The sequence below is a fragment of the Ruegeria sp. YTSA064 genome (assembly GCF_059610325.1).
In genome coordinates, this window is the sequence record NZ_JBXWNK010000002.1 from 266620 (window position 1) to 281032 (window position 14413).

16 protein-coding genes and 1 tRNA gene are annotated in these 14413 nt (G+C 54.1%); 11 read left to right on the forward strand and 6 right to left on the reverse strand.

Features of this window, described 5'->3' with window-relative positions:
- Positions 1-96: 96 nt before the first annotated feature.
- A complete protein-coding gene (locus AC2FI7_RS03805) occupies positions 97-717 on the forward strand; it encodes a transglutaminase-like cysteine peptidase (protein ID WP_029621813.1) in 621 nt (206 codons plus the stop codon).
- Positions 718-882: 165 nt separating this feature from the next.
- On the opposite strand, the gene AC2FI7_RS03810 is transcribed toward AC2FI7_RS03805, so the two are convergent.
- The 5 genes from AC2FI7_RS03810 to AC2FI7_RS03830 all read right to left on the reverse strand — a co-directional run bounded on the left by AC2FI7_RS03810 (position 883) and on the right by AC2FI7_RS03830 (position 5436).
- Positions 883-1476 (reverse strand): hypothetical protein, encoded by a 594-nt coding sequence (locus AC2FI7_RS03810; RefSeq protein ID WP_496815287.1) that lies wholly within the window; start codon positions 1474-1476, stop codon positions 883-885.
- A gap of 437 nt (positions 1477-1913) precedes the next feature.
- A complete protein-coding gene (gene typA / locus AC2FI7_RS03815; protein ID WP_010440211.1) occupies positions 1914-3731 on the reverse strand; it encodes a translational GTPase TypA in 1818 nt (605 codons plus the stop codon).
- Positions 3732-3808: 77 nt separating this feature from the next.
- Entirely contained in the window at positions 3809-4144 is a 336-nt protein-coding gene (locus AC2FI7_RS03820) for a DMT family transporter (RefSeq protein WP_029621809.1), read from the reverse strand.
- 393 nt (positions 4145-4537) lie between these two features.
- Positions 4538-4783 carry a hypothetical protein gene (locus AC2FI7_RS03825; protein ID WP_010440209.1) on the reverse strand — a complete coding sequence of 82 codons (246 nt, stop codon included), beginning with the start codon at positions 4781-4783 and terminating at the stop codon, positions 4538-4540.
- Complete coding sequence (locus AC2FI7_RS03830; protein ID WP_010440208.1) at positions 4783-5436, reverse strand: alpha/beta hydrolase; 654 nt, start codon at positions 5434-5436, stop codon at positions 4783-4785. Before AC2FI7_RS03830 ends, AC2FI7_RS03825 begins: the two co-directional genes overlap by 1 nt.
- Before the next feature lie 176 nt (positions 5437-5612).
- On the opposite strand from AC2FI7_RS03830, the gene iscR reads away from it, so the two are divergent.
- From iscR to AC2FI7_RS03880, 10 genes are all read left to right on the forward strand, one after another.
- On the forward strand, positions 5613-6071 hold the full coding sequence (iscR, locus tag AC2FI7_RS03835) for a Fe-S cluster assembly transcriptional regulator IscR (RefSeq protein WP_010440207.1): 459 nt from the start codon (positions 5613-5615) through the stop codon (positions 6069-6071).
- Between the two features lie 54 nt (positions 6072-6125).
- On the forward strand, positions 6126-7169 hold the full coding sequence (locus tag AC2FI7_RS03840; RefSeq protein ID WP_496815290.1) for a cysteine desulfurase family protein: 1044 nt from the start codon (positions 6126-6128) through the stop codon (positions 7167-7169).
- Between the two features lie 18 nt (positions 7170-7187).
- Positions 7188-8708: a Fe-S cluster assembly protein SufB gene (gene sufB, locus AC2FI7_RS03845; RefSeq protein ID WP_010440205.1), complete on the forward strand. Its 1521-nt coding sequence runs from the start codon at positions 7188-7190 to the stop codon at positions 8706-8708.
- Positions 8708-8911, forward strand: coding sequence for a hypothetical protein (locus AC2FI7_RS03850; protein WP_010440204.1), 204 nt, complete (start codon positions 8708-8710; stop codon positions 8909-8911). Before sufB ends, AC2FI7_RS03850 begins: the two co-directional genes overlap by 1 nt.
- A gap of 52 nt (positions 8912-8963) precedes the next feature.
- Complete coding sequence (sufC, locus tag AC2FI7_RS03855) at positions 8964-9719, forward strand: Fe-S cluster assembly ATPase SufC (RefSeq protein WP_010440203.1); 756 nt, start codon at positions 8964-8966, stop codon at positions 9717-9719.
- Positions 9719-10999 (forward strand): Fe-S cluster assembly protein SufD, encoded by a 1281-nt coding sequence (gene sufD / locus AC2FI7_RS03860; RefSeq protein WP_010440202.1) that lies wholly within the window; start codon positions 9719-9721, stop codon positions 10997-10999. The genes sufC and sufD overlap by 1 nt, the downstream gene beginning before the upstream one ends.
- The gene (locus AC2FI7_RS03865; protein ID WP_010440201.1) at positions 10999-11484 is read left to right on the forward strand and encodes a YIP1 family protein; all 486 of its coding nucleotides are present in this window, start codon (positions 10999-11001) and stop codon (positions 11482-11484) included. Before sufD ends, AC2FI7_RS03865 begins: the two co-directional genes overlap by 1 nt.
- Entirely contained in the window at positions 11481-12038 is a 558-nt protein-coding gene (locus AC2FI7_RS03870) for a Yip1 family protein (protein ID WP_496815294.1), read from the forward strand. Before AC2FI7_RS03865 ends, AC2FI7_RS03870 begins: the two co-directional genes overlap by 4 nt.
- Before the next feature lie 13 nt (positions 12039-12051).
- Entirely contained in the window at positions 12052-13272 is a 1221-nt protein-coding gene (locus AC2FI7_RS03875; RefSeq protein WP_010440199.1) for a cysteine desulfurase, read from the forward strand.
- A 55-nt stretch (positions 13273-13327) separates the two neighbouring features.
- Positions 13328-13404, forward strand: a tRNA-Arg gene (locus AC2FI7_RS03880).
- 145 nt (positions 13405-13549) lie between these two features.
- On the opposite strand, the gene mepK is transcribed toward AC2FI7_RS03880, so the two are convergent.
- Positions 13550-14119, reverse strand: a complete 570-nt coding sequence (gene mepK, locus AC2FI7_RS03885; protein WP_010440193.1) for a peptidoglycan L,D-endopeptidase MepK — start codon at positions 14117-14119, stop codon at positions 13550-13552.
- Between the last annotated feature and the right edge of the window lie 294 nt (positions 14120-14413).

Below are 14413 nucleotides of genomic sequence, written 5' to 3' on the forward strand. Positions count from 1 at the left end.
GCGTAAGTACCGATTTCGCCGGATATTTTCCGTTCGAACTCAATGAACTTCACGAAGCGCCAATCGTCTGGATTAAATCTAATCTGAGGGACAGACATGACGACCAGAGGCACTACCCTGAATGCATTTTGCGAATACACAGCGAAGTTCTGTGGACGCATCAGTTTGGCCGTGTTGATCGCAAGTTCGACATTGATCGCCTCAGAAGCCTCGGCCCGTGATGCCGCATTCATTCAAAGCGTTGTTGCCTCGCCTCCGCCGACAGGGGCACAGCAGTTGTGTCGTCAATACGCATGGGCTTGTGCTCAAAAGGGAGCCGCTTCGCTTTCCAGCGCACAAGAACTGAAGCTCGTAAAGCAGATCAACCGTCGCGTAAATGCGTCGACGCGAGAGGTCACCGACCAAAGGCAGTACAAGACCCGCGAGATGTGGGCCCTACCGACATCTCTTGGCGGGGATTGTGAAGATTTTGCCCTGCTTAAGAAGCGTGATTTGATCAATGCAGGAATTGATCCCCGCAAACTATTGATCGCGACTGTTTTGGATACCCGCAGAAACTCTCACGCCGTGCTGGTCTACCGTTCGAGCCAGGGTGATCTGGTTCTGGATAATCTCACAAACCGGATCAAGCCCTGGTCAGAGACGCGCTATCTGTTCCTGCGCATGCAGGATCCGAAGCAGCCACGCAAATGGGTTGGGGTTTATGGGCGGAGCTAACGCGCAGTTAGGAGTATCGGCCTTGAAATCCAAATGGTGGTAATGAGATCAAAAGATACGGGCGCGTGAATCTGCACAGCGCCCGTTTATTTCGTCTTAACTAGTATTTCGTCTTAACTAGACTTTGCCGCCAATCTTCAGACCGGTGGCCTGTACTCGCAGGGTCTAACGGGTAAACTCTTCTGCCCGCTGATGTGCTTCCTCCATTTCCTGCGCACCATCGCTCATTTCACGGGCCGAGTTCCGATATTCAAGAGCCAGCTGCCGATATTTCTCGGCCTCGCTTCTTTGCTCTGCGGCACCTTCCGGGTTTTGTTCTTGGTCACGAATTTCAGCTTTGTTCTCGTGCCACTGAGCCTTTGATTCGTACGAATCCGCCTGAGCGTGCAAATCTGAAGCTGCTTGCCGCTTTTCTCTTAGGATGTCTTGTATATCGCGCGGATCGGTATTCGTATCTTCGGGGTCACCACCTTTGGGATTGTCACCACCTTTGGGATTGTCACCACCTTTGGGATTATTGTCGCCTCTGGGATTGTCACCGCCCTTGGGGCTATCGTCGTCGTCAGATGTCCGCTCACCGTCTGGCTCGTTGCCACCGCGAGGGTTTTCATCATCAGGACCATCGCCGGAACGTCGATCCGCCAGGCCAAGCGATGCTGTCGGAAGGTCGGTCAGCAGGGATGCAAATGCAGGGCAATCCAGCAGCGTCTGCTCCAGAACGGATTCAAAATCCGCCCGACGTTGGATGTATTTTATCATCCGAGAACTTACGACGTCGCAGGCGCAAAGGGTGTTTGAGGACACGGATTGCTTTGCCGTCTTTACAGTACACATCTCAGATGCCTGCGAAGTACCAGCAGATATCAATGGGAATGTAGAAGCAACAAATACTATCGAAAATAGTTTGGAATTAATGCGCATAGCATTTCTCCTTAGATACTCATTAACTAACTCGCCGTATACTCGTGCGGCGCCACACTTTGAACACAAAATCTCCTTTTTAGGCCTTATTTTCAAGCGGCCAATGATGAGTGCACAAGGGTCAATATTGGCTTACACCAGGGAAAGGCGTTTAAAAACAAATAGAAAGCCCGCCAAATTGGCGGGCTCTAGATTTCTGGACTATTTCCATATTGACGCAAATTTGCCACGAATGGGCCATTGTTGCGTTTGTGTGAACTGAGTTACTGCAGGACCTACGCAGATCGTGCCATTCTCTTCCGCTCATGTGGATCCAGATAGCGTTTACGAAGCCGGATCGCATGTGGCGTCACCTCAACCAGTTCGTCATCGTCGATATACGCGATCGCCTCTTCCAAAGAGAATTTTATGTGAGGCGTCAGGCGCACCGCGTCATCCGATCCGCTGGCGCGTACGTTGGTCAGCTTCTTGCCTTTAAGCGGGTTCACTTCCAGATCGTTGTCGCGGGAATGTTCACCGATCACCATGCCTTGATAGACATCGGTTTGCGGCCCCACGAACATGCGTCCACGTTCCTCTAGGTTCCACAAGGCGTAGGCGACGGCCTGGCCTTTTTCCATTGAAATCAAGACGCCTGCACGACGACCGGGGATCGATCCCTTGTGGGCAGCCCATCCATGGAAAACGCGGTTCAGAACACCGGTCCCGCGCGTGTCGGTCAGAAACTCGCCGTGATATCCGATTAGACCTCGTGATGGCACATGGGCGATGATGCGGGTTTTGCCAACTCCTGCGGGGCGCATCTCAACCAGTTCACCTTTGCGTGCTCCAGTGATCTTCTCGATCACTGAGCCCGAGAATTCGTCATCGACATCGATGGTGACTTCTTCGATGGGCTCAAGGCGTTGACCGTCTTCGTCGCGGAACAAAACCTGCGGGCGCGAGATGCTGAGTTCGAACCCTTCGCGGCGCATATTCTCGATCAGGACGCCCATCTGGAGTTCGCCACGGCCAGCGACTTCAAAGGCTTCACCACCGGGTGTATCGCTAATGCGGATCGCGACATTTGATTCAGCCTCCTTCATTAGACGATCACGAATGACGCGGGACTGAACCTTTTTACCGTCTCGGCCAGCAAGCGGGGAATCATTGATGCCGAAGGTGACGGTGATCGTTGGTGGATCGATCGGCTGAGCGGGCAAAGCCTCATTTACTTGCGGAGAAACTAAAGAATCCGCAACCGTGGCCTTGCTCATTCCCGCAATGGTGACGATGTCCCCGGCTTCGGCCAAATCGATAGGCTGTTGTGCGAGACCACGGAACGCGAGAATCTTTGTCGCACGGAAATTCTCGATCAATGTTCCGTCACGGCTGAGCGCCTTGAGGCTGTCACCCGCTTTCAACGTTCCGCTCTCGACACGACCGGTCAGGATGCGGCCGATGAAAGGATCGCTGCCAAGCGTGGTGGCAAGCATTCGGAACGGCTCGTCCTTTTTCTCAATTTGCTTGGGGGCGGGGACGTGATCGACGATCAGATCGAAAAGGGCAGTCAGATCCTTGCGCGGTCCGTCCAGTTCCATATCTGCCCAACCTGAACGGCCCGAGGCATACATGGCGGGAAAATCAAGCTGATCGTCGTCAGCACCAAGGTTGGCGAACAGGTCAAAACACTCGTCCAGCGCGCGATCTGGTTCGGCATCCGGTTTGTCGACCTTATTCAATACAACAATGGGACGCAGTCCCAATGCCAGCGCCTTGGAAGTCACGAACTTGGTTTGCGGCATGGGACCTTCGGCGGCGTCGACCAGAAGAACAACACCGTCTACCATGCTGAGGATGCGTTCGACCTCGCCTCCGAAATCGGCGTGGCCGGGGGTATCGACGATGTTGATACGAGTGTCTTTCCATTCGACTGAAGTCGCCTTGGCTAGAATGGTGATGCCACGTTCCCGTTCCAGATCATTGCTGTCCATTGCGCGCTCGGCAACGGCCTGATTCTCGCGGAAAGCGCCGGATTGTTTAAGAAGCTCATCCACCAGGGTCGTTTTACCGTGGTCCACGTGAGCGATGATTGCGATATTGCGCAGGTCCATGAGAGGTCAACCTTTGAACGGGAAGTTGGCCCGGCGCATAACGCGGCGCGACAAAATATACCAGCCCTAACCGGCGTTCAGTGACCCGCGGTCGAAGAAAACAGGTGAATGATCAGAATTCCAGACAGTATCAGAACAAGCCCCAGGATCGCCGGCCAGTCGAGTTTCTGACCAAATACCAGAAAACCAATCAGTGCTATTAGGAAAATCCCCAGTCCTGACCAGATTGCATAGACAATCCCGACAGGCATCACTTTCAGAGTGAGCGCCATAAGATAGAATGCGCTGCCATAGCCAACGACCACCAGGGCAGAGGGCCAAAAGCGGGTGAACTGATGGCTGGCTTGCAGTGCAGTGGTCCCAATGGTTTCCGCAATGACCGCCAGCAGCAGGATAAAATATGTTTTGGGCAAGATTGATGCCTTTCCGAAGTGTCGCGGAAGGTTGACCATAGTTGGCTATTGCCGGGCAAGAGGATTCTGGCGGCGCAGAATAAAGAGTCACTTTACCAAAGGTCAGGTAAACCTGACTATTTGATATTCCTGAGGCATGATAGAGGGTTGGGTGTTTTAGTTAGTTTTTAACGAGTTTGATTGAGTGACGACATTTGCAAAATCAGTCATTATCGTTTCGGTGTTGATCGTGGCGCTAGGGTGGCTTGCAGACGGGGGGTCCGTCGACATTGATGCAGCCCAGAATGTTGAGCGGTTAGAGGGTACTCCAGTTTAGGCGCCCACCGAACGATTTGACGAAAAGGAGCTTTCGGGCTCCTTTTCTTTTGTTCGCAATAAGATTGCATTCAATTTTTACTGCTTCTCGATCGCTTTGAGTTTTGAGCGATGATCGGACAATTTCTTGACCACAAACTTACGGGCCTTGCGTTCTGCGAGGCGTACCCGAACTTCGGTCAAAAACGCTTCTTCCAGCGTCTGAGATGACGCGCCCAAAAGCTCGCCGACCTCCACATAAAACCGATCCTCACCGGTTTCGTCCATGACCTTCATCGTATCCTCTGCCAATCTCGAGGCAAGGGTGGTGATGGTATCAGACATCAGCGCGTATTCTCGGTCAGGCGACGCTTCACATAATCCGTCACGTCGGTCATCAGCGTGTCCATGTGGCGATCCTGGAAGAAGTGATCCGCGCCTTCAACCTCGTGATGCGTGATTGTGATCCCTTTTTGCTCGTGCAATTTGCTAACCAGCGAAGTGGTATCCGCAGGGGGTGCAACGCGGTCTGACGACCCGTTGATGATCAGGCCGGAAGACGGGCAGGGGGCCAGGAAAGAAAAATCATACATGTTCGCCGGGGGTGACACGCTAATAAAGCCGGTGATCTCGGGACGACGCATCAGCAGTTGCATTCCGATCCAGGCGCCGAATGAGAATCCTGCAACCCAGCAATGCTTGGAGTTGTTGTTCATGGACTGAAGATAATCCAGCGCCGACGCGGCATCGCTAAGCTCGCCAACACCCTGATCATATTCGCCTTGGCTGCGGCCTACGCCACGGAAGTTAAAGCGCAGAACCGTGAAGCCCATGTTGTAGAAGGCATAGTGCAGGTTGTAGACCACCTTGTTATTCATGGTCCCGCCAAATTGAGGGTGCGGATGCAGCACGATTGCGATCGGTGCGTCTTTTTCCTTTTGCGGGTGGTAGCGGCCTTCCAGGCGGCCTTCGGGTCCGGGAAAAATCACCTCGGGCATGTGTGCTTTAGTCCTGTTTTTTGACGCCTCGGCCCCGAGATTATCTTGACGGTAATCGTCAGGCACCTTAGAACGGTTCTAATTACATTGTGTCGCGTGAAAACGCTGTCAGTGGGAGATACGCACTGGCTGCGGCGGCGTCAATGTTTTCGCTGTTCTTGCCTTAAGGAATTCAAATGAAGCTGTCGACCAAAGGACGCTATGCGATGGTTGCTCTGGCGGATATTGCTCTGCAATCCTCTGACAAGCTTGTTACACTTGGTGAGATTTCCGAGCGCCAGGATATTTCTCTTCCTTATCTGGAACAGCTTTTTGTAAAACTGCGTCGCGCTGAGTTGGTCAGCTCGGTTCGGGGTCCGGGTGGAGGTTATCGTCTTGCGCGCCCTGCATCCGAAATTCGAGTGGTTGAGATTTTGGCTGCGGTAGATGAAACCGTCGATGCGATGCACAAAGGGGCGGGGGCATCGGGTGCTTCGTCCGGCAGTCGGGCGCAATCCCTGACCAATCGTTTGTGGGAAAGCTTGAGCGCACATGTGTATGTGTTCCTGCATCAAACGCGGTTGTCGGATGTGATCCGAAATGATCTGGCACCGTGCCCGGCAGTTCCAAACTTGTTTGCGGTCGTGGACGACTGAGCTGATGTATCAGATTTTCGTTCCACAGGATTCCACGTTGAAAAAGATGTATCTATGAAACGGGTTTATCACGATCATAATGCGACGGCTCCATTAAGGCCCGAAGCCCGCGCTGCAATGATTGCCGCGATGGATCTGGCCGGCAATCCGTCATCCGTTCACGCCGAGGGCCGTGCTGCAAAGGCAGTGGTCGAGAGAGCACGCGCACAGATTGCCATCGCATTTGGGGCGGATGGCGCAGACATCGTCTTTACCTCGGGCGCCACCGAAGCGGCGGCGTTGGCGATGTCAGGACGTGGTCTGCAGGGGGCCGCGATCGAGCATGATGCGGTACGTGCGTGGGCCAATGAAGTGTTACCAGTGTCGAAAGACGGGCAAGTTACGGTTTCAGATCCCGCCTTTACGGCATTGCAACTTGCAAACTCCGAGACGGGCATCATTCAAACTCTCCCGTCTGATCTGGCCGTAACTGACGCCACTCAGGCGTTTGGAAAGCTACCAGTTGCGTTCAACTGGTTGGGCGCGGAAATGGCGTTGATTTCAGCACACAAACTGGGCGGTCCCAAAGGGATCGGTGCGTTGGTGATGAAACGCGGCACGGATTTGGCCGCGCAAATCAAAGGTGGCGGGCAGGAGATGGGTCGTCGCTCGGGCACTGAGAATGTTATCGGAATCGCGGGCTTCGGCGCTGCTGCTGAAGCTGCATCCCGCGATCTTGCAAATGGTGTCTGGGAAAAAGTTCGTGAACTTAGAAATATTCTAGAAAACGCTCTTGAGGCCGGATCGAAATCTACTATTTTTGTCGGGAAAGATCAGGAGCGACTCCCCAACACGTTGTGCTTTGCCACTCCGGGCTGGAAGGGAGAAACCCAGGTCATGCAGATGGATTTGTCAGGATTTGCGATCAGTGCAGGCTCAGCCTGCTCCAGTGGCAAAGTGCGCGCCAGTGCTGTGCTGACGGCCATGGGATTTGATGAACACGCGGCGGCCAGTGCGATACGCGTATCGCTTGGTCCCGAAACGACGGAAGAGAATGTGCTGCGTTTTGCGGAAACGTGGCTTGAGAAAGAGAAAAAGCATCGCGCGCGCGCCGCGTGATCTGACGGAGGGTGTCTTATGGCCGCTTTGGACCAGACCCAGGTAAAAGAAGGTGTCGATCAGGAAACCGTGGATGCGGTACGCGAGGTCGGAACCTACAAATATGGCTGGGAAACAGAAATCGAGATGGAGTACGCCCCGAAGGGTGTAAACCCCGATATCGTCAAGCTGATTTCAGGCAAGAATGATGAGCCCGAATGGATGACCGAGTGGCGTCTCGCCGCGTTCGAACGCTGGACCAAGATGGATGAACCGAACTGGGCCATGGTCAGCTATCCTAAAATCGATTTTCAGGACCAGTATTATTATGCTCGTCCGAAATCGATGGAAGAGAAGCCCAAATCCTTGGATGAGGTCGACCCCAAGCTGCTGGCGACATATGAGAAACTGGGTATCCCTCTGAAAGAACAGATGATTCTTGCCGGAGTTGAAGGTGCCGAAGATGCGCCAGCCGAGGGGCGCAAGGTCGCCGTCGATGCGGTGTTTGACTCGGTTTCGGTTGGCACGACTTTCCAGGAAGAGCTGAAAAAAGCGGGTGTTATTTTCTGCTCGATCTCCGAGGCGATCCGAGAACATCCGGAACTGGTGAAGAAATATCTAGGAACGGTGGTTCCGGTATCCGACAATTTCTATGCCACTCTGAACTCGGCTGTGTTTTCGGATGGTTCGTTTGTCTATGTGCCACCGGGTGTCCGCTGTCCAATGGAATTGAGCACCTATTTCCGCATCAACGCGGAAAATACGGGGCAGTTCGAACGGACGCTGATCATTGCCGACAAGGGCAGTTATGTCAGTTACTTGGAAGGTTGTACTGCACCACAGCGGGACACTGCACAGCTGCACGCGGCCGTGGTGGAAATCATCATCGAAGAAGATGCTGAGGTGAAGTATTCGACCGTTCAAAACTGGTTCCCCGGTGATGAGAACGGCAAAGGTGGTATCTACAACTTCGTGACCAAGCGCGCCGATTGCCGTGGGGATCGCTCCAAGGTGATGTGGACGCAGGTTGAAACCGGCTCGGCTGTGACTTGGAAGTATCCGTCCTGCATCCTGCGTGGCGATGACAGCCAGGGTGAGTTCTACTCGATCGCGATCACGAACAACATGCAGCAGGCCGATACTGGCACGAAGATGGTTCATCTGGGCAAGAACACCAAGTCGCGGATCGTGTCGAAAGGGATCAGTGCGGGTATGGCGCAGAATACCTATCGCGGACTGGTCTCGATGCATCCAAAGGCCAAGGATAGTCGCAATTACACCCAGTGTGACAGCTTGCTGATTGGTGACAAGTGTGGGGCGCACACGGTTCCGTATATCGAGGTCAAAAACAACTCGTCCCGTGTCGAGCATGAGGCGACGACTTCGAAGGTCGACGAGGATCAGTTGTTCTATTGCCGTCAACGCGGCATGGACGAGGAAGAGGCCGTGGCGCTTGTTGTCAACGGGTTCTGCAAGGACGTGCTGCAGGCGCTGCCGATGGAATTCGCGATGGAGGCTCAGCAATTGGTTGCGATCAGCCTAGAGGGATCGGTCGGCTGATGACGCCAAAGCCACAACAACGTATCCGCAAGGATGATGTGCTGACAGCGCTTGGCTACGCGCTGCCGGTGATCGGCGGCCTGTTGGGGGTGGCTTACGTCAACACGAAATACATGGACTTCATCAACCCGGTCTGGGCAGTGGGCGGAGGCGCGCTGCTGGGTTGGATCATCGCTCGGGTGATCCGCAAGGTGCTGGGATAGACAATTATCAGGGGTCAATCTGCGCCCCTTGCGAGATGCAAAAGGACAAAAAATGCTGGAAATCAAAAACCTGCACGTAAAACTTGAGGAAGAAGACAAACAAATCCTCAAAGGCGTCGATCTCACTGTTGAGGCCGGCAAGGTTCATGCGATCATGGGGCCAAATGGCTCTGGCAAATCTACGCTTAGCTATGTCTTGTCCGGTCGGGACGGATATGAAGTGACAGATGGTACCGCCACACTTGAGGGCGAAGATCTGCTTGAGATGGAGCCGGAAGAGCGCGCAGCTGCTGGTGTATTTCTCGCATTCCAATATCCGGTTGAGATTCCCGGTGTCGGTAACATGACGTTCTTGCGCACAGCGGTGAATGCTCAGCGTAAGGCACGTGGTCAGGAAGAACTGTCTGCAGCGGATTTCCTGAAAGAAATCCGCGCCAAGGCAAAGGCGCTGAAGATCGACGCGGATATGTTGAAACGCCCAGTCAATGTCGGATTCTCGGGTGGTGAGAAAAAGCGCAACGAAATCCTGCAGATGGCAATGCTTGAGCCCAAGTTATGCATCCTTGACGAGACCGACTCGGGGCTCGATGTGGATGCGATGAAGCTGGTATCGGAAGGCGTGAATGCGTTGCGCGACGAAGGGCGCGGTTTCCTTGTTATCACGCATTATCAGCGTTTGCTGGATCACATCAAACCAGACGTCGTGCACATCATGGCCGATGGCCGTATCGTCAAATCCGGCGGACCCGAGTTGGCTCTGGAAGTTGAGCACAATGGGTATGCTGACATTCTGGCCGAGGTAAACTGATGGCTCTCGCTCAAGCAAAACAGTCGGCAACGGAAGAGCGGCTTGCAGCTCTGACCATGCCAGATGCGGGTTGCACGCGTAAGGCGCGAGAGGCTGCTCTGGCGCGGGTGCGCGAAATGGGACTGCCCGGGCGTCGGGATGAATACTGGAAGTATACCCAGCCCGATACATTGATCTCGGCACAAGCACCCGCGGCGGCGTTGTTTCAGAACGACGAAGCGCCGATGTTCAACGAGTTTGACCGGCTGAAGATTGTCTTCATCGATGGTGTATTTAGCCCTGAAGAGTCAGACGAACTGTCGATGGAAGGTGTCACTATCGACAGGTTGGAAGATATCTGCTGCAAAGATATCCATTGGGCCAAAGAGTTATACGGTGTTCTTGAAGCAAATGGTCAGACTCCGGTGCATCGCCCTCTGGCGGCATTGAACACTGCATTTGCGTCAGATGGTGTTGCCATCCATGTGACCGGAAAACCTGCCAAACCGATCAGCCTGATCTATCGCCATGCTTCGGAAACCTCGGATGCGATCCTGCACCATGTAGTTCGTGTCGAAAGCGGCGCCGAGGTGACCATCCTTGAAAATGGCCCGGCCGCATCGCGTTTTAACAAATGTATGGAGATCGATATCGCCGATGGCGGTACGCTGCACCATGTTCGCGCGCAGGGTCGCGATCATCAGCGGCGAGCAGCGACGCATATGTTCACTCGAATGGGAACGGAGTCTGTGTACAAATCCTTCACACTTACTGTGAACGGTGTTCTGACGCGGAACGAGCAGGTGGTTGAGCTTACCGGCGACGATGCCGTGGTCCATGTTGCGGGTGCTTGCGTTGGAGATGGTGAATTCCACCATGACGACACGGTATTTGTGACCCACGATGCGGTGAATTGCGAAAGCCGTCAGGTGTTCAAGAAGGTGTTGCGCAACGGGGCGACAGGTGTCTTTCAGGGAAAGATCCTCGTCAAAGCGGGGGCGCAGAAAACCGATGGATATCAGATCAGCCAATCGTTGCTGCTGGATGAGGACAGCCAGTTTCTCGCCAAGCCCGAGTTGGAAATCTACGCGGATGACGTCGCCTGTTCGCACGGCTCGACCTCTGGTGCGATTGACGAAACAGCGCTGTTCTACCTGCGATCGCGTGGTGTTCCCACCAAAGAGGCGACGGATATGCTGACTTTGGCTTTCCTCGCGGAAGCGGTTCAGGAAATCGAAGATGAAGCTCTGGCCGAAGTGATTGTCACACGATTGCAAGATTGGCTGGCACGCCGCCGCTGATGTCCGTCACAACAGATATCGTTGCCACGTATCGCGGACCGGGGCGTGTTGTGCGTCGCCTGTTGGATATGGGCCCGCGTGAAGATCGGGCGCTGGCATTTGTGATGGCCTTCTGTGTAGTTGGTTTCATCGCTCAATTGCCAAGCCTTGCACGCCGTGCCCACATTGAGGGGCTGGAACTGAACATGCTCATGGGCGGTGCCTTGTTGGGCTCGGTCTTCATACTTCCTCTGTTCTTTTATCTTCTGGCGTGGCTCTCACAACTCGTAGCGCGGGTTTTTGGAGGCCGTGGAAACGGCTATGGCGCAAGGCTGGCATTGTTCTGGGCGTTGTTGGCATCGGCCCCCTTGGTGTTGTTGAACGGGTTGGTCGCGGGCTTTATCGGTCCGGGCCCGGAACAAACGCTAGCCGGAATGTTATGGGTTGCGATTTTTACCTGGTTCTGGTTGTCCGGTCTCAGACAATCGCAAAAGGCCATTAAATGAACTCTGCCTTGCTTCTGAATATGGTCGTCCTGACCCTGACAAACCCGGCCGAGGCTGCCAAGCGATTGCTGGCGATGCGCTTTGGTCCAGACGTGCTGTGGATTGCATTCTTTCTTGCCGTGATCCTGAATGCGCTGGTTCAAACTCTGTCCGGCTTTATCATGCCGTTTATTAACCCAGAGGTTCAACAAATTGCCGAGCCTTTATCGCGGACCTTGTTTGTATCAGTTGCCGCGATTCTGATCAGCGTCGTTGCTTTCCTCTTGGTAGGGCGGGTACTGGGTGGAGAGGGGTCGTTCAACGACCTCATGACTCTGGTCGTCTGGCTGCAGATCCTGCAGATTATCGGGCAGGCGATCATTCTGACATTGGTCTCGGTGCTGCCGTTTTTGTTCTTACCGGCAAGCCTTGCGATGCTGGTACTGAGCCTCTACATCACCTTACATTTCCTCAACGAAGCGCATCGATTTCAGTCGCTGGGTAAATCGTTTCTGGTGATCCTATTGTCTGGCCTTGTGGCTATCCCATTTGTCCTTTGGCTGTCGCCTGTATAGGGAACCTCTGTCCATGTATGACGTACAGAAAATTCGCGCCGACTTTCCGATCCTGTCGCGACAGGTCAACGGAAAGCCTCTGACCTATCTCGACAATGGCGCATCCGCGCAAAAGCCTCAGGCTGTTATTGACGCAGTCACGCAGGCCTATGCCCATGAGTATTCGAACGTTCATCGCGGGCTTCACTACCTGTCCAATCTTGCGACCGAAAAGTACGAGTCCGTCCGGGGCACTGTCGCGCGTTTTCTGGGCGTTTCGAACGAGGAAGAGATTGTATTGAACTCGGGTACGACCGAGGGGATCAATCTCGTCGCTTACGGTTGGGCGATGCCGCATCTGCAGGCGGGTGACGAGATCGTGCTCAGCGTGATGGAGCATCACGCAAACATAGTACCCTGGCATTTCTTGCGCGAACGGCAGGGCGTCGTTCTGAAGTGGGTTGATGTGGACGCAACCGGTTATCTTGATCCACAAGCTGTCATCGACGCGATCGGGCCAAAGACAAAGCTGGTGGCGGTGACGCAGTGTTCAAACGTTTTAGGCACTGTGGTCGACGTCAAATCGATCACACAAGCGGCCCACGCCAAAGGTGTTCCGGTATTGGTGGACGGTAGCCAAGGCGCTGTCCATATGCCCGTGAATGTCGAGGATATCGGCTGCGACTTTTACGCGATAACGGGCCACAAGTTGTACGGCCCGTCCGGTTCAGGTGCGATATTCATCAAATCGGAACGCATGGCCGAAATGCGCCCCTTTATCGGGGGCGGCGACATGATCAAAGAGGTGTCAAAAGATCAGGTGATCTACAATGATCCACCGATGAAGTTCGAAGCCGGAACGCCGGGCATCGTGCAGACCATCGGTATGGGCGTTGCGCTGGATTACATGATGGATTTGGGCATGGAGAACATTGCGTCACATGAGGTGGGTCTGCGCGACTATGCGATGCAACGACTGAACGGGCTGAACTGGCTGCAGGTTCAGGGAACCACACCCGACAAGGCCGCAATCTTCAGCTTTACGCTGGACGGGGCAGGGCATGCCCACGATGTTTCGACGATACTTGACAAAAAGGGTGTCGCAGTGCGTGCGGGCCATCACTGCGCGGGGCCGCTTATGGACCATCTGGGTGTCACCGCCACCTGCCGCGCCAGCTTCGGCCTCTACAACACGACCGAAGAGGTTGACACGCTGATCGATGCTTTGGAATTGGCCCACGATCTGTTTGCCTGATGTGGTCGCATTTGCAGTTGCACCCGGATTGGAACGAGGGTAGCTAACGGCCAAGGCACCTGTAGCTCAGCTGGATAGAGCGCTGCCCTCCGAAGGCAGAGGCCAGAGGTTCGAATCCTCTCAGGTGCGCCACTTCTCTTGTGTTTGTTTTTGCTCCACTCAGTAGCGATTGGTATGCAATCTAGCTGCCGACAAAACAAAACCCCCAACAGAGATAACTGAGGGGGTTCACATTAACTGAGGGGGTTCACATTATGGTACGGGATTATGAGTTAAATCAGCCGCGCCAGGAACGGATGACACCGCAATCCATATGCACGAAATTCGACCGATAGTACTGGCCAACGCCCCCGGCGCGGCAGGAAATTGCAGCTTTCGCCATTTGCGAGACCGAGCGCGAGGATAAACGCAAGTCTGCAGCCTGACCTTTCATATGCAAGGAATTCTTGGCGACACCGCGAGAGCGACGGCGCAGCATGGCATTGGTTTGCGGAGAGCGGTAACCAGACAGCAGCATATAGGGTTCGCTTACATCCAGCATATTGTGCGCCGCAGCCATGATGTCGATCGTGCGCAGGTCCATGTCCTTGACCTGATCGCTGCGCCAATCACGCATGAAGTGGTTAACCTCTTTCACCGCGTCCTTGATATATTTTCCATCAACCCAATATACCATATCGATCCGCTCACCGGTGCGGCCCGAATACATACGAATGCGGCGAATGTCGCCACCGCCGCGAAGAAAACCTGCTGCTTTGGAATAGGTTGGTGCCGCGACAACCGCCGTTGCGGCGAATGCGCCCAATAGGGCACGCCGGGTCAAGCCCGATGTACTGCTCTTGGTCATTTCAGTTTCGTCCCGTACTGTTCCTGCCTGCACACGATGTTACGCGCGCTGTATTAATTTTTATCCCATCCCAGATGCGGGATTTATTGCACAGTCGGAATCATCCGCCAAGGAGTCTTTGCCTGCGCCTTAATCAAGGGGGAATTTTCGGCAGTTTTTTGCGCAACTGATGCAAACATGCATGATAATTCTGCAATCCAAGTTCCAACGATGCAAACACGCATCACGGTAAAAAGAAGAGGCTAATTGATATATTTGTGAATAGACATTGACTGCGCCTCCAAACATTATTTC